Genomic DNA, 19297 nt, shown 5'->3' with positions numbered 1-19297 from the left:
CCGGGCGGTCGGGAAAATGGCGGCGTTGGCCGCGCAGGTCCCGCTGATAATCGGAAAGCTGAACCGCAGCCCGGCACAGGCTTCTACCTTGCGCACCGAAACGCCCCGTCCCCAGCCCGCCGGCCCATTCGGCTGCTTCTGCTTGAAACCTCTTTTTCACTTTTTGTACGTGCGGCGGCTGGGCCTGCTGTTGCTGGCGCTGCTGGCTGCGTTGTTACTGGTGGTACGGCCGGCGCGGGCGCAGCAGGTGTATATGCGCCAGTTTGGGCCGGCCGAAGGGCTGCGCGCCCCGTTCATTTACGCGCTGCTGCAAGACCGGCAGGGCTACCTCTGGCTCGGCACCGGCGACGGCTTGGTGCGCTACGACGGCACCCGCTTTGTCGCCTTCACCAAAAAAGACGGCTTGGCCGAGGACTTCGTGGTGTCGTTGCGCGAAAACCCGGCCACGGGCGCCTTATGGGTGGGCCATTACCAGGGCGGCGTTTCGGTGAGGAAAACGCTTACCGGCTCCTTCACCCCCGCCGACCGCGCCACCGTACCCGCCGGCCTCAAGCTGACCGCCGACGGCACGCCACCCGTCGACACAGCCTCCATCGGGCGCTACCTGCGCCGCTACCACCTGCACCTGCCCGCCGGGACCGAGGTTATTTCCCTGCTCGAAGACCGGGAGGGCAACGCCTGGCTGGGCACCGCCGGGCAGGGCCTGTGGCGGCATTCGGACCGGCATTTGCAATTGCTGTCGCAGCCAGCCGGTCCAATGGGGCAAACACTGGCACTGGCTACCACTGCGACCAATGGCAGCGTCGAAGCCTGGGGCACTTTTGGCGGCAACCGTTTCTTTCAGCTACCCTTTCACACTGCTGCGCCGCTGCTTTACGCAGGTAATGGACACGTACCGCCCTTGCGGGGCGAGCCGGTGAAAGCCCTGTTGCCGCGCCCGGCACGGTTGGGCGGCGGCTTTTGGCTGGGCACGGCCACCGGCGTTTACGTCGTCCCCAAGCCCGGCTCGGGCGGCGTGGCAGTGCCGGGCTTATCAAACAATATCAACTACGAGGTCACGGCCTTGGCTTACGCGCCCACATCCGGCCTGTGGGTGGGCACCGCCGCCGACGGCATCTACCTCGTCCCGGCCGATTCGAGCCAGGCCATCCGCCACTTCACCACAGCCGACGGCTTGCTGCAAAACAGCATCACCGCTCTGCTGGCCGACCGCACCGGGCGCGTGTGGGTGGGCACGCGCGGTACCGGCTTGGCGGTATTCCAGCCGCGCACCCGCACCTTCGAGTACGCCCGCCTCACCTCCACGGGCCTCGACATCACCTGCTTTGCTGAAGATGCCGACGGCGGCCTCTGGGTAGGCACCGAAGGGCAGGGACTCTTCTATCACCCGCCCACCGGCAAATGGGAGCAGTTTGAAGGCAGCGCGCTGCCGTCCAATTACGTGTATGGCCTGCTGCCGCTACCGGCTCCGACGGCCCGGCCCGAGCTGCTACTGGTGCACCGCCAGGGCCTCACCCTGCTCGATGTGCGCCGGCTGCGCTTCACCGCCCTGGCAGCGCCTGACAACCCACTGGTGCGCGAATGCCTGGGCGCCGGCGCCATCGCCGTGCAGGGCCCCGATGCCGCCGTGGCCTGGCTGCCCACCCGCACCGGGCTATTACGTCTCGACCTGGCGGCGGCCCGGCGTTACGCCACGACCCGGCCGCCGGGCCTGGCCTTCACCGCGGCCGAAGTGGACGGCGCGCCGCAGCCCGTGGACGCGCTGGGGCAGCTTTCGGCCACCCGCCACCGGCTCGGCTTCGCTTTCCAGGGCATCAGCCTGAACCCCAATGAGGCGCTGGCTTACCAATACCGCCTGCGCGGCCTGTCCGACGACTGGAGCCGGCCCAGCGCGGCGGGCGAAGCTCAGTTTCCAGGCCTCGACGCCGGCCGGTACGTGTTTGAGGCGCGGGTGCGGCGCGGCGCAACGGGAGCGTGGAGCCCGGCAGTGGCGGCCGCGTTTGGCATTGCCACGCCGTTTTGGCGCACGTGGTGGTTTGCCACTTTTGCCGTGCTGGGCCTTAGCGGCTTGGTTTTTGGGGTGGTGCGGGCCCGGGAGGGACGCCTGCGCCGCACCCAGCTGGTGCTGGAGCGCACTGTGCGCGAGCGCACCGCCGAGCTGCGCCAGCAGAAAGCCCACATTGAGAACATCAACGCCGATTTGGTGGTGGCCCGCGATGCCGCCGAGGCCTCGCGCCGGGCCAAGGCGCAGTTTCTGGCCAACATGAGCCACGAAATTCGCACGCCGATGAACGCCGTCATCGGCCTCACCAACTTGCTGCAGGCTACCCGGCCCAATCAGGAGCAACGCGAATACCTGACGGCCATCGAGTCGTCGTCGCAAAACCTGCTGGTTATTATCAATGACATCCTCGACAGCTCGAAGATGGAGGCCGGCAAGCTGTCGCTGGAGCAGGTGCCCTTCCGCCTGCCTGAGGCTGTGCGGCGCCTTGGGGCCATGTTCAAGTTTGCGACGGAGAGCAAAGGGCTGGCGCTAACCATTAACGTGGCCGATAACGTGCCCGCCGCCGTGCTCGGCGACCCCGTGCGCCTGAACCAGATTCTGGTCAACCTCGTCGGCAACGCCATCAAGTTCACCCGCGCCGGCGGCGTCACGGTGGCGGTGGAAGCGGTACCGTCACCGGAGCATGCGGGAACCCTTCAACCCGACCATTCTCGTATTCGCTTCGGAGTGCGCGACACCGGTATTGGCATTCCGGCCGATAAGCTGGGGGCTATTTTCGAGGATTTTTCGCAGGCCAATACCTCCACCACGCGCGAGTTTGGCGGCACCGGCCTGGGCCTGAGCATTGCCCGCAACCTGGTGCAGCTACACGGCGGCCAGCTCGGCGTGACCAGCGAGGAAGGCCAGGGCTCAGAGTTTTTCTTCGAACTGCCCTACGAGGTGGCCGATGCCAGCGCCGCCCAGCCCGACGCCCACGCCGGCCCGCTGGCGCCCTTCGAGCCGGCCCTGCGCGTGCTGGTGGCCGAAGACAATGCCCTGAACCAGATGGTGGCCCGCAAAACCCTGGAAGCCTGGAACGTGCAGGTCGTCATTGCCGAAAATGGCCGCCTGGCCGTAGAAACCGCTGCTGCCGCTGCCCAGCCCTTCGACGCCGTGCTGATGGACGTGCAGATGCCCGAAATGGACGGCTACGAGGCCGCCCGCCGCCTGCGCGCCCTCTTCCCCGACGCTCGGCAGCTGCCCATCATCGGCCTCACGGCCTCGGTGCTGCCCGAAGACCGGGTGCTGGCCCTGGCCGCCGGCATGAACGACACCCTCGCCAAGCCCTTTGAGCCGGCCGTGCTCTATGCGCGCCTGGCACACTTCACGGGCCGGCACGCGGGACCGGAAGGCACGCTGGCATCAGGGCAAGCGGGCGCGGCGGCTGAGGCAGCCGAAGCATCTGCCTCCTTTCCGCCTGCCTACCCGTCTACCCTCAAAATAAAACCCGACTGGCAGCTGCTGGAAGAGCTGGCCGGCGGCAACGAAGGCTTTCTGCGCCAGATTGTGCGCACCTTCCTGGCCGAAGCGCCGGCGCTGGAAGCACTGCTGGGCGCCGCCTGCGCCCACGACCCGGCCTCACTGGCCAGCACCGCGCATAAGCTCAAGGGCCAGGTGGCGTACTTTGGCGTGCCGGTGCTGCACGCCCAGCTCGACGAGCTGGAGCGCGCGGCCCGCCTCCCCGGCTGCCCCTACTGCCAGCCCCTGGTCGACGCCATTTGCCAGCAACTAGCCGAGCTGTACCCGCAACTGGAAGCGCGAACACTCAGCTAGTAAATCGGTTGACGGACTTACATTAGCCCAATTAACGCTTCTCACAATTACTCTTATGTCTACATCCGTACTCCGCTGCCTGGTCGTCGACGACGACCCGCTCTCGGTGCAAGTGGTGCTTAACTGCATCGCCAACACGCCCTTCCTGACCGCAGCTGGCAGCTACACCAACCCCGTCGAAGCCGCGGAGGCCCTGCGCACTCAGCCCATCGACCTGCTGTTTCTGGACGTGGAAATGCCCCTCATGTCGGGCATCGAGCTGCTGCGCACCCTGCAGCACCCGCCGCTGGTGGTGCTCATCACCAGTAGCAAAGATTATGCGGTGCAGGCCTTCGAGCACGCCGTGGTCGACTACCTGGTGAAGCCCGTGAGCTACGCCCGCTTCCTGCAGGCCGCGCAAAAAGCCCTGGAAATGACCGAGCGCCAGTCCGCCGACGATTCCGACGCCATTCAGCCCGCGGCACCCAACGCCGCCTTCACCTTCGTGAAGGTGGACAACAAACTGGTGCGCGTCACCTTCGACGACGTGCGCTACGTGGAGGCCCTCGGCGACTACGTGCACGTCATCACCGACCGCAGCAAGCTCATCGTGTACAGCACCATGAAGGCCGTGGAGGAGAAATTTCCTGCTAGCCGCTTTGTGCGGGTGCACCGCTCGTTTATCGTCAACCTCGACCACATTCAGGCCCTCGAAGACAACTCGCTGGTAGTGGAAACCAAGCACATTCCGGTGGGCCAAACCTACCTGCGCGACGTGATGCAGCGCCTCAACAAATTTTAATTCTGCCTTTCTATGCGCTTTTCCCTAGCAGCTTTTCGCGGCCGCGTGGCCGTCCTGTCTTTCCTGCTGAGCTTGGCCGGGCTGGCGGCCCGCGCCCAGCAGGCCGGCGACACCACCAGCGTAAACTGCGGCCCGCCGCTGCCGCGCATGCTCTGCGTCGACCTCGACGGCCGTCCTTCCGTGGATGAGGCCGCCGGCCCCTTCACCTACCAGTGGCAGATGGGCGACGGCACCACCCTCACCGGGCCCACCGTGACGCATTGCTACAAGGAGCGCAAAAACTACGTGGTGCAGCTCGACGTCATCGTGGACAAAACCGGCGAAATACGCCGCGGGCAAAAATACATTCCCGTCAACCTCGTGCAGCAGGACGTCATCGACTTCACCGCTTCCACCGCCCGCGTGCGCGTGGGCCAGCCCGTCAGCTTCGCCTCGCCCGAGGCGCAGCTGCTCAGCTGCAACAACGTGCAGTATGTGTGGGATTTTCGGGATGGCACCGTGAAGCAGGGCCGTACGGCAGAGCACGTTTTCCGGCGGCCCGGCACCTACCAGGTTCGTTTCAGCATGCGCGGCTATGGCTCAGCGGCCTGCATTGCCAGCCACTGCGTCTCGCGCGAAATTGTGGTGGAGCCGTAGCTCCGCAGCACCTATTCAATAACACCCTTCAGGGTTCTGAAGAGCACGCCCCCGCCCGCAGGCTTCTGCGCAGCGGGGGCGTGCGTCGTTTTCCGGGCCCGGGGTTAGGCGTCTGCTTCCGTGGCCAGGGGCCGGCCTTCGCGCAGCAGCCCCAGCACCAGCTTCCACAGCTGTTCGTAGGGAATGATTTCGACTTCGGCAAAAGCTTCGCCGGGCGGGGGCGTTTCCTGCAGCTGCAGCAACATGTTTTTGCCGCGCTCGGCGGCCCCGGCCGCGTCGAAGTTCTTTTCCACAATCACCTGCAGCAGGCGCAAAAACAAGCGGCTGCGCAGCGTGCTGGCTTCGTAGAGGTGACGCTGCTGGTACTTGCGCAGGCGCTCCAGGCGCAGCAGCACCTCCTCCAGGCTGCGTTCGCGCAGGAAGTGCAGCAGCTGCAGCACCAGAATGGCCACGTTGTGGCCGCGCTTGTCGCGGCTGTACTCGGGCAGTTGCAGCACCCACTGCGCCATTTGGCGCTGCCGGGCGGTGGCGCGCTGGGGCGGCAGCACAAAGTCGATGTAAGCCTTATAGAGGTCCCAGCGTTCGAGGGCGGCCTCGCGCTGTATCAGGTAAGCGGGGTTTTTGGTGATGGTGCTCAGCAGCTGCTGGGCGCGCTCGTACTGCTCGGCGTGCAGGGCCAGCAGCACGTGGTGCTCCTGAAAGTAGAACCAGTTGCTCGACGACGGATGGAAATCGCGGCTGTACTGCTCGGCCAGGCGCAGGCCCTGCACCGGCTGCCGGCTGCGCAGGTAGGCGTAGATGCTCACGAAATGGTTGAAGCGCAGGTCGAAGCGTCGGGCGTTGAGCTTGCCATCCCGGAAGCGCCGCGAGGCCTCGGCCGTCACCTTAATCATCTCCTTAAAATTGCCCTGCAGCTCCTCGTAAGCCAGGCGCAGCCGGTAGAGGTGGTTGTAGGTGCTGAAGGTGCGGGCCTTGCGGTGCAGGACCTCCAGTTGGGCAATGTAGGTGGGCAGAAGGGGCAGCACGGCCCGGCGGCTGCGCACGGTGTGGGCCAGCGCCATCTGCGTGTCGGAATAAATGCGCTCGGCTTCGTCTTCCCAAGCCAGAATTTGCTGCAGCTTCAGCAGCTGGCTGGTGGCTTTCTGGTAGCGCAGGGCCTGGCGCTGCTGCGAGTATACGGTGCACATGAGGCGGGCGCACTCCACGCTGTAGGGCGTGAAGCTGCCGGCTTCGGCCAGGCGCTTGCAGCGGTAGAGCAGGCGCTCGGTGAGCACATACTCGCCTTCCGCAAACAGAATGTTTATCTTGTGGAGCAGGTCGAGGCATTCCATTTGGTAGCGCCGCGACACCAGGTGGCGCGGGTCCGAATGGTCCAGGAAATAGAGCTGGTTGAGCAGCTTGTTTTTCACGCGCGACTGCAGGCGTTGCAGGGCGCGCACGTTGGCGGCGGTGGGCTTGCCATACAGCGCCTTCACCACTTGCAGCTGGGTGGCTCCCGGCGTTGCGGTGAGGGTGGCCACGAATTGGTTTTCCTTATTGGGCCGGGTGCTTGCCAGGTCCAAAACCGGCAAAGACGCCAAGCTACGCGATGTCACAATTCGCGCCAAATTTGAAATTTCATTCATCAGAAAAGCGCTCTACGAGCTCAAATTTGGCCTTTACAATAAAAAAACTGCTGTAAATCCGATGTCACAAACAGAGGCCTTCTTTCCTTTTTTGCTGGAATTGCTCCCCCCACCTTTGTATCGTGATTTGTTACGGTCATTTTCAGGGCTTGACGTCGCAAATAGCATATTTTTTCCAAAAGTGCTGCTTTAAAAACTTTTGCTGCAATTCAGGAAAGCATTTCGTAATTGCATCTTCTTTCAAAAATTATTTTAAATATTAGCTATACACAAGTCTGATTTAGAACAACATTGTCCTTTTGTGGGGTGGTGGCGCCCCCCAACTTTGTGTCAATCAATCGCCTGACACACTCTTTTAATACCCAATAGACATGTTGAACCTCTTCGCCATCGCCCTGTTCCAGTTTGCCAGCTTCACCACCAGCGCCCCCCAGAAAGCGCTTGTTCTGCAGGCACCCGTGGCCAGCATTTCGACGAACATCGGCGGTACCGGCACCAGCCTCGACGGCGGCACCGGTGGGTGGGGCAACGACATCGACGGCGGCACCGGTGGCTGGGACAACGACAGCACTAGCTTTGACGGCGGCACCGGTGGGTGGGGCAACGACTTTGACGGCGGCACGGGCGGCTGGGGCAACGACATCGACGGCGGCACCGGCGGCTGGGGCAACGACATTGTTGCCTTCGGTGGCACGGGCGGCTGGGGCAACGACATCATCAGCACCAGCCTCGACGGCGGCACCGGCGGCTGGGGCAACGACATCATCAGCACCAGCCCCGACGGCGGCACCGGCGGCTGGGGCAACGACATCGACAGCCTCGACGGCGGCACCGGCGGCTGGGGCAACGACATCGACAGCCTCGACGGCGGCACCGGCGGCTGGGGCAACGACATTGTTGCCTAGTTTAGCCGCAGGTCGCGTTTCGTGCCTATATTGCCTGTTCACCGCCACGGGGCGACTTTCAGGCTAGGTGTACCGCGTGAAGCATTCTCTTCCAGCTAACTTTCTGCTGCGCATTGCAATCGCCTTGCTGCTATTCAGCTGCGGCGGCCAACACACTCAGCGCGACACCGTGCGCATCCGCTGGGCCCGCGACCCGGAAACGCTCGACCCGCTCTTTGCGTCCAACTTGGCCGCATTCGACGCCAACAACCTGCTTCACGTCAGCCTGTTGCAGGGCGACATTTCTACTCAGCAGCTGGCACCAGCCCTAGCCGAAGAGCTGCCCACCGTTCAGCTTGTGGGCGACTCGCTCACCCAGCTGCAGTACCGCATCAGGCCCGCCGCCACTTGGGACAATGGCCGGGCCGTTCTGGCCAGCGACGTCGATTTTACCCTGAAGCTGATGCTTTGCCCGGGCCTGCCCAACGAGGCCGCCCGCAACCAATACGGCTTCATTCGGGCCTTGCTACCTCATCCGCAAGACCCCCGCCGCTTCACGCTGCTGTGCCGGGGCCGGAGCCTGGAGTATGCGCAGGCCTCGGGCGACTTTTTCATTCTGCCCGAGCACAGCCTCGACCCGCGCGGGCTGTTGCGCCGGTGGTCGCTGGCCGACCTGCAGCGCCAACCCCTGTCGCCCCGCGCCGATTCCGGTGCCCGGGCCGTAGCTCAATATTACCTGGCGGCGGTGGCAAGCCACTCGCCTAACCGCCTGCCCGGCTGCGGTCCCTACGAATTGCAGAAATGGGAGAAGGATAGATTTCTTTCGTTTCGACGCAAGCCGCGCTGGTGGGGCAGCCGCCTGCAGCCCGTCCCCCTGGTACTGCAGGCCAAGCCCCCCCAGCTTGAATACGTCATCATTCCGGATGTGGCCACCGCCGCCCTGGCCTTGCAGCGCGGCGACGTAGACGTGTTTCCGCAGATGCCGGCCCGCGAGTTTGCGCGGCTGCGCGCCATGCCGGCAGCCCAGTCAACCCTACGCTTTTACACCAGCCCGTCGTACGACGTGGCCACGGCCGGATTCAACACGCAGCATCCGGCCCTGGCCGATGCCCTGACCCGCCGGGCCCTCAGCCGCTGCTTCGATGCCGCGGGCCTGTTGCGCGCCACCCAGTTGGGCGAGGGGCAGCGCACGGTGGGCATTATCAGCCCCGCCGACCGCGCCAATTACAACGACAGCCTGGCTCCCGCGCCCTTCGCCCCCGACTCGGCAGTGCTGCTGCTGCAGCGCGCCGGCTGGCAGCACCGGGCGGCCCCGCACGAAGGCTGGTTTCGCAGCTCGGGCCGGGGCCCTGCCCAGCAGTTGCGCCTGCTGATGCGCTACCGTGCCGAGGAAGTGCTATTTGGCACGGTAGCGCTGCAGTTTCAGGCGGCGGCGGCCAGCATTGGCGTGCCGGTCACGCTGCGGCCCTCCGAGCCGGGCACGTTCGGCACGGCCATGCGCAGCGGCGACTTCGACGTGTACCTGCGCGTGCTCCGGGGCAATCCCTTCATGTTCAACTTCGTGCCGATGCTGCATTCGGCAAGCGCAACCAACATCACGAAGTTTGGCACGCCGGCCAGCGACCGCCTCATCGCGGCCATCGCCAGCGCCGACAATCCCGCGCAACGCACCGCACTGCTGCGGCAATTTCAGGCCCTGTTGCAGGCCGAGGCGCCCATCGTGCCCCTCTTCTACCTCCCCAACCGCGTGGCGGCCAACCGCGCCCTCACCGGCTTGCACGTGGGCAGCCTCCGGCCGGGCTTTGCTGCGGCCACCATCGAACGGGTTGCCAAACCCGCTCCCTGACCCATGGGCCTGCGCATAGCCTGGCATTTGCTTCGCACGGGATTGGCGGTGTGGGTACTGGTTTCGGTGGTGTTTTTGCTCATTCACCGCGATTTGGGCGCCGTGCAGCTGGCTTCGCCCGAGGCGTCGGAGCAGCGCGGTAGCGGCGCGCCTCTTTCGGCCACGGCTCAGGCGGCCACCGAACTGGCCATCAACCAGCGTCTCGGCCTCGATGAGCCGCTCTTTTACGTGAGCCCGCCCACTGCAGCTCGCGACTCCTGGCGCTGTAATGGCCTGCGCAACCAATACCACCGCTGGGCCGCGCAGCTCTTGCAGGGAAACCTCGGCTTGTCCTTCCGCACGGGCCGCGCGGTCAGCGCGGAGCTGGCCGATGCGCTGGCGTTCACACTGCCGCTCACCGGCTTGGCGGTGGCACTTTCCGTGGGCGGCGCCCTGCTGCTTGCCCTGGGGCTGGCGGGCCGGCCGTGGTGGCAACGCCCGGTGCGGGCCGGGTTGGTAGGGCTGCAGGCCCTGCCGCTGTTTGGGGTGGGGCTGGTGCTGCTACTGGCCTTTGCCAACCCCGAGGCGCTGGACTGGTTTCCGGGATATGGGCTGGGGCAGACCACCGACCAGCCGCCCGGCACCTGGGGTTACTTTATGGCTTATTTGTGGCACTTGGTGCTGCCAACCGCCGCCTTGGTCATCAGCGCCCTTCCAGAGCTTACCCTGCAGCTGCACGCCAGCCTCGTGCAGGAGTTGGGCTCCCGCTATGCCGTAACCGCCCGCGCCAAGGGACTGGCCGAGCCGGCCGTTATCCGGCGCCATGCATTGCGCAATGCCTTGCTGCCCTCGCTGGCACAGCTGGCCGAGCTACTGCCAGCCCTGGTGGCCGGGGCGGTAGTAGTTGAGGTGGTATTTGCGTTGCCGGGCATGGGCCGCCTGCTGGCCGGGGCTGCCGCCGCGCGCGACGCCCCCGTGCTGGTGGGCGGTGTGCTGCTGGTGGGCGCGGCCCGCATGCTGGCATTACTGGCCACCGATGTATTGAATTTCTGGGCCGACCCTCGCATCCGGTGGCAATCCTGAGCCCGTCTTCCTTTTCGCGGACGCAAAAAGCGGCCGCCGCCTGGCTGGGCCTGTTGGCGCTGATGGCCGTGGCAGCGCCGCTGCTGCCGCTGCCCTACCCGCCCAACGTGCCCGACCTGGCGCACGTGTCGCAGGCCCCGCTGGCGCCCGGGCACCACTGGCTGGGCACCGACCCGCAGGGCCTCGACGTGCTCAGCTTGCTGGTGTATGGGAGCCGCACCGCGGTGTTCATCACGTTCCCCGCCGCCGTCATTGCGGCCGTGATAGGCGCCCTGCTGGGCGGTGCGGCCGGCTTTGGGGGCAACAGGCTGCGGGCCGATGCTGGCTACTGGCTGCTGGCTACCGGTGCGGCGTGGTGGGCCCTGCGCCTGCCCGCTCCTGCACTTGGCCTGCTGGCGGCCGTGGGCGGCGTGGCGCGCCTGTTGTGGCGCCGGGGCCAGGGCCCTGCTTATGGCGCCCCGCTACCCCTTGATGCCGTCGTGATGGGGGCCGCCACGGCCCTCGATACCATTCCGCACCTAGTGTTGGTACTGGCCGTGGCGGCCGGTACCGGCGGCGTTTCGGCTCCGGGATTGCTGGCGCTGCTGGCATTTACGGCTTGGTCGACGCCCGCCCGGCTAGTCAGGGCCCAGATGCTGCGCACACGGGCGCTGCCGTTTGTTGAAGCTGCACAGGCCGCCGGGGTTCCCGCCTGGCAAATCTGGCTTAAACACAGTATGCCACACGCAATCAACCCATTACGAGCCGCATTCCCGCTGAGCATTGCGCGTCTGCTGGGGCTGGAAAGCACCTTGTCGTTTTTGGGTGTCGGCTTGCCGCCTGAAGCAGCAAGCTGGGGGCGACTCATGGCGTCATTCCGCTACGACACAAGCGCATGGTGGACATTCATTTTTCCCGCATCAATACTAGCATTCAGCATTTTGAGCCTTTATTCATTGTCTTTGGTGCGCCCACAACAGCATGTAGAATAGTGGGAGCAGACCTCCGGAAGCAAACAGAAAAACGCACCGATGCCGAGAGCAGATGCCCGTGTTTTGATGTCTCAAATCGGCCTTTTTTTCCAGGATTAAACTCAAAAAGCACTAGCACCAATTGGCGTCATTCGATTGACAAACAATTACTTATTTTTCTACTCTCAGAATGAGCAGTGATTAAATCTGTACTTTTTTAAATATTTTTTTTATTTATCTAATAAAATTTGGCGCGCAGACGATGTCTCACTCTTAAGGGATATGTCCTTTTACAGGGTAAAATGAGGTGGTAACATTGTATTGCTTTTCAGCACAAAGCAACTCTCATCCACCCCGAATCCCCTCTTTTTTTTCTACCCAACGCCCTATGTATCTGCTCGTTTACCCCTCGATGGGCTCTTCCCGCCGCGCCAAATCTGCCTCGCAGGCGACCCGCCCTATTTCGGTAGGCATTGATTTCGTGACTCCCGACGGCATGGTTGTGCCGCGCGCATTGGGCGAAGCCGCTCTGCTGGGACGTACCGCCGTACTGGTGGGCGGCCTGCTGGTGGGTGTGTGGCCGCAATCCTGATTCTTCCTTTCCTCTCCTCGCTAACCCTTAACCATCGCATCCAGTCGATTACCCATTACTTATCAACTTCCCGCAATTTGGTATAATACCCTTACTCTATCTACCTAGTCTTAGCATCTACCGCTCGCTGGCTACCCCTGCCGAGTTTTAACCCGCCGTCTACCCCGGCGGGTTTTTTTTGCCCCTATAGTTCGTCGCTTTGGCGGCCCACCAGCGCAATGCCTTGGGCGAAAGAACAGGGGCGGTAGCCCAGGTCGCGCCGGGCCTTGTCGATGATGAAGCCCGTGCGGGCCGGGCGCCGCGCCGGCTGCGTGAACGTGCCCGCGTCGGCCTCCTCAATAAGGCCGCGGTCGAGACCGAAAAAGTCGGCCACCTGCAGCGCCATGGCGTAGGGCGTAAGCATTTCGTCGCTGCTGATGTGGTAGATGCCCTGTGCTGAATGGAGTGCCAGCAGCCAGCAGCCCTGCGCCAAATCTTCGGCCAAGGTGGGCGTGCGCCACTGGTCCGACACTACTTTGATGGCTTTGCCGGCGCGCAGCGAGTCGCGCACCCAGAGCACAATGTTGGTGCGGCCGTAGTCGTGGGCCACGCCATACACCAGCACGGTGCGCGCAATGGCCCAGCGGCCGGGGCTGGCCTGCACCAGTTCCTCGGCCGCCAGCTTGCTTTGGCCGTAGAAATTGACGGGCGCGGGCGTGGCGTCCTCGGCCAGCGGGCCGGCTTCGCCGCTAAAAATAAAGTCGGTGCTGAGGTGAGTGAGGTGGGTGTCCAGCTCGGCGCAGGCGTTGACGAGGTGTGCCACGGCCGTCACGTTGTGCAGCCAGCAGGCCTCGTGGTTGAGCTCGCACTCGTCCACGTTGGTGAGGGCGGCGGTGTGGATGAGGTGGGTGGGCCGCTCCCGGGCCAGCACCTGCCGCACCTGGGCGGCATCGGCCACGTCGAGCGGCACGAAGTGCAAGTCGGGGTAGAGGGCCGCCAGCTTGTTGGCGCCGCGCGAGGTGGCCACCAGCTCCACTTCGGGCTGCGAGCGGAGCAGGGCAACAAGCTTCTGGCCCAGCAGGCCATTGGAACCGGTGACGAGAATTTTCATACGCTGGCAATGAGCGCCGGGCGGCTACTCGTACTTGTAGCCGTACAGCTTGGTAATTTTTTTCCGCTTCAGCTTTTCCACTTTCATGGTCATTTTCACGTCGGCGAGGGGCCGGTCGCGGGCGTCTTTGCTCACCTTGGCAATCTTGTCGATGATGTCCAGCCCCTGAATGACCTGGCCAAATACCGTGTACTGGCCATCGAGAAAATGGGTACCATCGTGGTTTTCGACCAGGTAAAACTGGGAATTGCTGCTGGGCGTGCCGCGCGGGCCACCCATGCGGGCGGCGGCCACCGCACCGTATACGTGCGGGTGGCCAGGGCCAAGCTCCGCCGGGATGGTGGGGTCGTTGGGCTGGCCCAGGCCGTCGTTGCTGGGGTCGGCGTCCTTGGTGTTGGCGTCGCCACCCTGAATCATGAAGTTGTCGATGACGCGGTGGAAGGTGGTGCCGTTGTAGAAGCCACTCTTGGCCTTTTGCAGGAAGTTGGCTTTGTGCAGGGGAGTGTCGTCGAACAACACGAGGCGGATAACGCCCTGCGGCGTGGTCACGGTCACGACTTCGTCTTTGCCGCTCTTTTTGGGCTTGCCGGGTTTATCGGCCGCCACAACGGGGGCCGCGGCCCACAGCAGCACCAGCAGAAAGGCCGCGGCGCGCAGAATAGTATGTTTCATGTAGGAAAGAAGAAGGAAAAGCAGAACGAAAAAACGTCAGGCAAAACTAACCGCCAGCTCCGGCTACCCGCGCTGCTCGCGGATGCTGGCCAGAATTTCGCGCCCCCCACGGGCCAGCACGGCATCGGCCACGGCCACGCCCAGAGTGTGTGCCTCGGCGGGCGAGGCGGCAGTCTGGATTTCTTCCACGTACTCTTCGCCGCTCAGGCTGATGAGGCCGCCGTGCAGGCGCAGGCGGCCATCTTCCAACGTAGCCAGGGCGAAAGACGGGATGCTGCAGCCGCCCTCCATGGTGTGGAGGAAAGCACGCTCGGCCAGCAGGCAGGTGTGGGTAGCAGGATGGTCGAGGGCCGCTTTGAGGCGGGCCTTGAGGTCGGCATTAAGGTCGGCGGCGCATTCCACCGCAATGCTGCCCTGACCGGTGGCCGGTACAAATTGGGTGGCGGGCAGCGTGTAGCGCACCAGGTGCTCGTAGCCCATGCGGTGCACGCCGGCGTAGGCCAGCACGAGGGCATCAAACTGGCCTTCTTCGAGCTTGCGCAGGCGGGTTTGGAGGTTGCCGCGGGCTTCGGCCGTTTCGGCGTGGGGATAGAAGCGGCGCAGTTGGGCCTTGCGGCGGGTGCTGCTGGTACCGAGCACGATGCCGGGCTTATCGAGCGAAAATTGCTCATCGAAGCTGAGTACCACGTCGTTCACCTGCTCGCGCTCTAGGAAGGCCAGCAGCTCCAACTCGCGCGGAATGCTGCTTTGTACATCCTTGGCCGAATGGACGGCCAAGTGGGTTTCACCGCGTAGCAGGCTGTTTTCCAGCTCTTCGGTGAACACGCCCTTGGAACCGATTTTGGCCAGGCTGCGGTCCTGCACAGCGTCGCCGGTGGTTTGCATGGGCACAATTTCGGTTTCTAAACCGGCTTGCTGCAGCAGCGCGGCCACGTGTTCGGTTTGCCAGAGGGCGAGGCGGCTGGCGCGCGTGGCGAGGCGGATTTTCATAGTTGAACGGTATTAGTTGAACGTCGTGCTCAGCTGGCGTGCGTTTTTACTCAAATGCGCAAAAAGCCGCCCATGCGCAGCGAGCTGTCCACAAACACCATTTTGGCGTTGGCGTTGCGCTCGATGTGATAATGCGCGTCGGTGAGTTCTTTGGTGAGCAGGTCGGCGTTGCGCGGGGTAACGAATTTGGCGAAGCCCGTGACAAACTGCTGCTCGCCGCCGGCCAGGTGGGGCACAAATTTCGGGTCGATTCCGAACAGCAGCACCTTGCGCACGAGGCCCAGCGAGTAGCTCAGCAGCTCCTTCTGGTTTTCGCGGCCCAGCTTTTGGAACTCCTCGCTTTTCTTGAGAATGTCGGCCGCCTTGCCGCCGTAGTTGAAGCAGAGACGCATCCAGTCCCGGAAAAACTCGAAGTAGTCGTGGTCGGCGTTGGCATCGCGGCTGGCAATGGCCGCGCCCAGGCTGCCTTCGGCCAGCTGAGCCACCTGGCGGGCTTTGGCTTCGGGCACTTTGTACTCGTCGCGCAGGTAGGCCGTGAGGTCGTCTTCGGAAAACGGGCGCACCGCCACCGGCTGCACCCGGCTGATGATGGTGGGCAGCAATTGCTCGGGCGCGTGGCTCACCAGCAGGAAAATGGTGGCGGGCGGCGGCTCTTCCAGCAGCTTGAGCACGGCGTTGGCGGCGGCCGGGTGCATGAGCTCGGGCAGCCAGACGATGACAATTTTGAAGCGGGCCTCAAACGCCTTCAGGCTTACCAGCTTCAGAATCTGCACGGCTTCGTCCTTCGAGATGTTGCCCTGCTTGTTTTCGGCCCCGATGTGCTGCATCCAGTCGTTGAGGCCCTGGTAGGGATTGTCGAGAATGAAGGTCCGCCACTCGGCCATGAATTTGCTGCTCACCGCGTCCTTGGTCACCGTTTTGGTGGTGGTCACGGGCACGATGAAGTTCAGGTCGGGATGGGCCAGCTTGGCAATTTTGGTGCAGGCCGGGCAGTGGCCGCAGCTGTCGTCGGCGCCGGGAGCGCGCTCTTCGCAGTTCAGGTACTGCGCGTAGGCCAGGGCGAGGGCCAGCGCCGCGCCGCCCTCGCTGCCGCGAAACAGCTGGGCGTGTGCCACGTGCTGCCGCTGTACCGATTGGCGCAGCAGGGCTTTGAGGGCGGACTGGTTGGGAATTTCGGCGAAGGTCATGCTTTTGCCTTTTCCCAGATTCTGTCCGCTTCCGTCGCTTCAAACACTTCCTTCATAATGCCTTGCTCCACCGCATCATACGGCAGGTTGCGCCGGGCCATCACGCGCTCGGCCACCTCCCCCACTTTGGGCAGCTTGAAGGTTTCAAAACCTGCCGCGCCGCCCCAGCTGAAGCTCGGGATGAAGGTGCGCGGGAAACCGGCCCCGAAGATGTTGGCCCCCACGCCCACCACCGTGCCGGTATTAAACATGGTGTTGATGCCGCACTTGCTGTGGTCGCCCATCATCAGGCCGCAGAAAGTCTGGCCGGTGTCGACGAAGCGGCTGGCGGCGTGGCTCCAGATTTTGACGGGCGCGTAGTTGTTCTTGAGGTTCGACGTGTTGGTATCGGCCCCCAGGTTGCACCACTCGCCAATGACGGAGTTGCCCAGGTAGCCGTCGTGGCCCTTGTTGCTGTAGCCCAGCAAAATGCTGTTGCCCACTTCGCCGCCCACCTTCGAGAAAGGTCCCACGGTATTGTCGCCGCGCATTTTGGCGCCGGCATTGATGTGGGCGCCCTCGCATAAGGCCAACGGACCTTTGATGATGGCGCCCTCGTGCACCTGCGAGTTCTTGCCCAAATAGATAGGACCGTCCTCGGCATTGAGAATGGCGGCCCGGATTTTCACGCCCTCTTCGATGAAGATGTTTTCGGCCCCGTACACAATGGTGTGGGCGTCGCTGACGGGCTGCGAGGTGCGGCCCTGGGTGAGCAGGGCAAAGTCGCGGCGGATTTCCACGCCGTTGCGCAGAAACAGCTGCCACGGCCGGTCAATCACCGTCACGGGCTCGGCCACTTGCCGGGTTTCCGGAATGCCGTCCTGAATCAGCTCGGCCACCAGCGAGGCATCGGCCACGTGGGCGGCCACCAACAGGTCGTCGCAGTACAGGGCCTGGCCGGGCTGCAGGGCCTGCACCTGGCGCGTGAGCAGGTCGTCGGGGCACACGGCGCCGTTGATGATGAGGGCCGCGCCGCGCACGTCGCCCGCCGGGAACTTGGCCTGCAGGTACGGCTGGGTGAGGTAGCCCACGGTGTCGACGCCCAGGCGGCGCTGCCATTTCTCGGCCAGCGTGAGGATGCCGCAGCGCAGCGCCGCCACCGGCCGCGTGAAGGTGAAGGGCAACAGGTGCGGCCGAATGGCCGGGTCGTCGAAAAGCAGAACGTGCATGTTTTTTTAGCTATTCGCTAATAGCTGCCAGCTGTTAGCTTTGGGGAGAAGGGCAAATTTACGGCCCGCTGCGGGGCTGCAGGCAATAAAAAAACTCCTTCCGACCGGGCCGAAAGGAGTTCTTTAAGAAGCTAACAGTTGCTGGCTATACACCAGCAGCTGAAAACAAGCTATTCTTTGTTGGCGCTGCTCTGCTCTTTCTTGGCGTAGCGGCTGCGGAATTTCTCCACGCGACCGGCCGTGTCGATGAACATGTTTTTGCCGGTGTAGAAGGGGTGCGAGGCCGAGCTCACTTCAATTTTCACCAGCGGGTACGTCTTGCCGTCTTCCATCGTGATGGTGTCGGTCGGCTTCATCGTGGAGCGGGTGATGAACTTGAAATCCGAAGAGGAGTCCTGGAATACGACTTCCTGGTACTCGGGGTGGGTGTCCTTTTTCATATCGAGGGTCAGTTTTACCGGTTGAACCCTGCCGATTTTGCGGAAGGGACTGCAAAAGTACAGCTTAGCTCCGAAATACCCAACCCCGGCGCCAACATTTTCCGCAGCTTCGGGCCGGGCAAGCCGTGCTCCTGAGGTTGTTGCCTTTCCGAAAAGGTTGTACATTTGAATTCGGCCCTCACTCGGGGCCCGCTGCTGCGTGTGCTGAAATCTGTACCCGTCCGTCGCCTGATTCGCCGCTCCGGCCCCGCAGCCCTGCTGCTGGTGCTGTGCAGCGCCGTGCTGGCCGTGGCCGCGTCGCTCACCATGTTCACCGCCGCCTACGAAGGCACCCGGGTGCGCGTGGACTGGGAAGTGAGCAGCGAAACCGACGTGACGGGCTTCGAACTGGCCCGCAAGTCGGCCACCGAAACCAGCTACAGCACCGTGACGAGCGTGGTGCCCAACGGGCAGCGCCGCTACCAGTACTACGACGCCAACGTGTTTCGCACCGCGCCCGGCAGCACGCCTGGCACGCCCGCGCCCTCGGCCGGCGGGCCCTTCACCTACCGCCTCACCGTGCACAGCCCCACCGGCGACCAGAGCTACCTCACGGTGCTGGCCGGTACGCCCAGCGCCGTGCAACGCTCCTGGGGCACCATCAAGTCGATGTTTAGGTAAAGGATTTACCATTACGTAGAACGTCATGCTGAGCGCAGTCGAAGCATCTCGCGTGCCGAAGTAATTCTTACGATTGAATTACTACCACACGCGAGATGCTTCGACTGCGCTCAGCATGACGTTTTAATTTAAACCCAACATACTTTCTCCCTTGCTTACCCAACTCTGCTTCGCATCCAACAATGCACACAAGCTCGACGAAATCCGGCCGCTACTGCCGGCCGGCCTCACGCTGCTGAGCCTGGCCGACATCGGCTGCCACGAGGAGCTGCCCGAAACCCAGGACACGCTAGAAGGCAACGCCCGCCAGAAGGCCGAATACGTGCGCCAGCACTACGGCGTGGCCTGCTTCGCCGACGATACCGGCCTCGAAGTAACGGCCCTCAACGGCGAGCCCGGCGTGTACTCGGCGCGCTACGCCGGGCCCCAGCGCCTGGCCGAAGACAACGTGGCCAAGCTGCTACAGGAGCTGCGCGGCGCCGCCGACCGATCGGCGCGCTTCCGCACGGTGGTGGCCCTGGCCCAGGCCGATGGCAGCGTGCACGAGTTTGCCGGCGAGGTGATGGGCCACATTACGGAAGAAGCCCACGGTACGGGCGGCTTCGGCTACGACCCGGTGTTTGTGCCCGCTGAGGGCGACGGGCGCAGCTTCGCCGAAATGAGCAGCACCGAGAAAAACCGCATCAGCCACCGGGCACGGGCGGTGGCTGGGCTGCTGGCGTTTTTGAAAGAATAAACTTGAGCGTCGGAAAGAACGGGTATGCTGCGCGCAGCCGAAGCATCTCTACCTCAACACTAAATGATTACCTTTCGCAGTAGAGATGCTTCGGCTGCGCTCAGCATGACCATTCTTTTTC

17 protein-coding genes are annotated in these 19297 nt (G+C 63.7%); 10 read left to right on the top strand and 7 right to left on the bottom strand.

The features are described from left to right. Positions 1 to 142: 142 nt before the first annotated feature. The 3 genes from MUN81_RS03545 to MUN81_RS03535 are packed head-to-tail and all read left to right on the top strand — an operon-like array spanning position 143 to position 5234. Complete coding sequence (locus tag MUN81_RS03545) at positions 143 to 3817, top strand: hybrid sensor histidine kinase/response regulator (RefSeq protein WP_245115085.1); 3675 nt, start codon at positions 143 to 145, stop codon at positions 3815 to 3817. 55 nt (positions 3818 to 3872) lie between these two features. Next, positions 3873 to 4598: a LytTR family DNA-binding domain-containing protein gene (locus MUN81_RS03540; RefSeq protein WP_245115083.1), complete on the top strand. Its 726-nt coding sequence runs from the start codon at positions 3873 to 3875 to the stop codon at positions 4596 to 4598. Positions 4599 to 4610: 12 nt separating this feature from the next. Next, the gene (locus MUN81_RS03535) at positions 4611 to 5234 is read left to right on the top strand and encodes a PKD domain-containing protein (protein ID WP_245115081.1); all 624 of its coding nucleotides are present in this window, start codon (positions 4611 to 4613) and stop codon (positions 5232 to 5234) included. Positions 5235 to 5338: 104 nt separating this feature from the next. On the opposite strand, the gene MUN81_RS03530 is transcribed toward MUN81_RS03535, so the two are convergent. Next, positions 5339 to 6796 carry a hypothetical protein gene (locus MUN81_RS03530; protein ID WP_245115079.1) on the bottom strand — a complete coding sequence of 486 codons (1458 nt, stop codon included), beginning with the start codon at positions 6794 to 6796 and terminating at the stop codon, positions 5339 to 5341. 434 nt (positions 6797 to 7230) lie between these two features. On the opposite strand from MUN81_RS03530, the gene MUN81_RS03525 reads away from it, so the two are divergent. From MUN81_RS03525 to MUN81_RS03505, 5 genes are all read left to right on the top strand, one after another. Further along, positions 7231 to 7764, top strand: a complete 534-nt coding sequence (locus MUN81_RS03525) for a hypothetical protein (RefSeq protein ID WP_245115077.1) — start codon at positions 7231 to 7233, stop codon at positions 7762 to 7764. Between the two features lie 76 nt (positions 7765 to 7840). After that, positions 7841 to 9589, top strand: a complete 1749-nt coding sequence (locus tag MUN81_RS03520; protein ID WP_245115075.1) for an ABC transporter substrate-binding protein — start codon at positions 7841 to 7843, stop codon at positions 9587 to 9589. Positions 9590 to 9592: 3 nt separating this feature from the next. Further along, complete coding sequence (locus MUN81_RS03515) at positions 9593 to 10651, top strand: ABC transporter permease (RefSeq protein WP_245115073.1); 1059 nt, start codon at positions 9593 to 9595, stop codon at positions 10649 to 10651. Then, positions 10639 to 11622, top strand: coding sequence for an ABC transporter permease (locus MUN81_RS03510; protein ID WP_245115071.1), 984 nt, complete (start codon positions 10639 to 10641; stop codon positions 11620 to 11622). Before MUN81_RS03515 ends, MUN81_RS03510 begins: the two co-directional genes overlap by 13 nt. Before the next feature lie 367 nt (positions 11623 to 11989). Then, complete coding sequence (locus MUN81_RS03505) at positions 11990 to 12193, top strand: hypothetical protein (protein ID WP_245115069.1); 204 nt, start codon at positions 11990 to 11992, stop codon at positions 12191 to 12193. Between the two features lie 184 nt (positions 12194 to 12377). On the opposite strand, the gene MUN81_RS03500 is transcribed toward MUN81_RS03505, so the two are convergent. The 6 genes from MUN81_RS03500 to MUN81_RS03475 all read right to left on the bottom strand — a co-directional run bounded on the left by MUN81_RS03500 (position 12378) and on the right by MUN81_RS03475 (position 17780). After that, on the bottom strand, positions 12378 to 13283 hold the full coding sequence (locus MUN81_RS03500) for an SDR family oxidoreductase (protein WP_245115067.1): 906 nt from the start codon (positions 13281 to 13283) through the stop codon (positions 12378 to 12380). 24 nt (positions 13284 to 13307) lie between these two features. Continuing rightward, a complete protein-coding gene (locus MUN81_RS03495; protein ID WP_245115065.1) occupies positions 13308 to 13955 on the bottom strand; it encodes a peptidylprolyl isomerase in 648 nt (215 codons plus the stop codon). 63 nt (positions 13956 to 14018) lie between these two features. Continuing rightward, positions 14019 to 14945 (bottom strand): hydroxymethylbilane synthase, encoded by a 927-nt coding sequence (gene hemC, locus MUN81_RS03490; RefSeq protein WP_245115063.1) that lies wholly within the window; start codon positions 14943 to 14945, stop codon positions 14019 to 14021. Between the two features lie 50 nt (positions 14946 to 14995). After that, positions 14996 to 16132 (bottom strand): DNA polymerase III subunit delta, encoded by a 1137-nt coding sequence (locus tag MUN81_RS03485; RefSeq protein WP_245115061.1) that lies wholly within the window; start codon positions 16130 to 16132, stop codon positions 14996 to 14998. Further along, positions 16129 to 17340, bottom strand: coding sequence for a GlmU family protein (locus tag MUN81_RS03480; protein ID WP_245115059.1), 1212 nt, complete (start codon positions 17338 to 17340; stop codon positions 16129 to 16131). Before MUN81_RS03480 ends, MUN81_RS03485 begins: the two co-directional genes overlap by 4 nt. A gap of 170 nt (positions 17341 to 17510) precedes the next feature. Next, complete coding sequence (locus MUN81_RS03475; RefSeq protein ID WP_190925099.1) at positions 17511 to 17780, bottom strand: type B 50S ribosomal protein L31; 270 nt, start codon at positions 17778 to 17780, stop codon at positions 17511 to 17513. Positions 17781 to 17981: 201 nt separating this feature from the next. On the opposite strand from MUN81_RS03475, the gene MUN81_RS03470 reads away from it, so the two are divergent. Both MUN81_RS03470 and rdgB read left to right on the top strand, forming a co-directional pair. Beyond that, positions 17982 to 18440 carry a hypothetical protein gene (locus tag MUN81_RS03470; protein ID WP_245115057.1) on the top strand — a complete coding sequence of 153 codons (459 nt, stop codon included), beginning with the start codon at positions 17982 to 17984 and terminating at the stop codon, positions 18438 to 18440. A 151-nt stretch (positions 18441 to 18591) separates the two neighbouring features. Continuing rightward, entirely contained in the window at positions 18592 to 19176 is a 585-nt protein-coding gene (gene rdgB / locus MUN81_RS03465) for an RdgB/HAM1 family non-canonical purine NTP pyrophosphatase (protein WP_245115055.1), read from the top strand. Positions 19177 to 19297: the final 121 nt, after the last annotated feature.

It is taken from the genome of Hymenobacter sp. 5317J-9, from assembly GCF_022921075.1.
GTDB lineage: Bacteria > Bacteroidota > Bacteroidia > Cytophagales > Hymenobacteraceae > Hymenobacter.
The sequence above is the reverse complement of the archived record's forward strand: the minus strand, read 5'-3'. Positions and strand labels throughout refer to the sequence as shown.

Bases quoted from the DNA above. Each gene is read 5' to 3' on its own strand.
- MUN81_RS03480 (WP_245115059.1), bottom strand. From the start codon at position 17,340: ATGCACGTTCTGCTTTTCGACGACCCGGCCATTCGGCCGCACCTGTTG.
- MUN81_RS03525 (WP_245115077.1), top strand. From the start codon at position 7,231: ATGTTGAACCTCTTCGCCATCGCCCTGTTCCAGTTTGCCAGCTTCACC.
- MUN81_RS03485 (WP_245115061.1), bottom strand. From the start codon at position 16,132: ATGACCTTCGCCGAAATTCCCAACCAGTCCGCCCTCAAAGCCCTGCTG.
- MUN81_RS03540 (WP_245115083.1), top strand. From the start codon at position 3,873: ATGTCTACATCCGTACTCCGCTGCCTGGTCGTCGACGACGACCCGCTC.
- hemC (WP_245115063.1), bottom strand. From the start codon at position 14,945: ATGAAAATCCGCCTCGCCACGCGCGCCAGCCGCCTCGCCCTCTGGCAA.
- MUN81_RS03515 (WP_245115073.1), top strand. From the start codon at position 9,593: ATGGGCCTGCGCATAGCCTGGCATTTGCTTCGCACGGGATTGGCGGTG.
- MUN81_RS03500 (WP_245115067.1), bottom strand. From the start codon at position 13,283: ATGAAAATTCTCGTCACCGGTTCCAATGGCCTGCTGGGCCAGAAGCTT.
- MUN81_RS03495 (WP_245115065.1), bottom strand. From the start codon at position 13,955: ATGAAACATACTATTCTGCGCGCCGCGGCCTTTCTGCTGGTGCTGCTG.
- MUN81_RS03505 (WP_245115069.1), top strand. From the start codon at position 11,990: ATGTATCTGCTCGTTTACCCCTCGATGGGCTCTTCCCGCCGCGCCAAA.
- MUN81_RS03535 (WP_245115081.1), top strand. From the start codon at position 4,611: ATGCGCTTTTCCCTAGCAGCTTTTCGCGGCCGCGTGGCCGTCCTGTCT.
- MUN81_RS03475 (WP_190925099.1), bottom strand. From the start codon at position 17,780: ATGAAAAAGGACACCCACCCCGAGTACCAGGAAGTCGTATTCCAGGAC.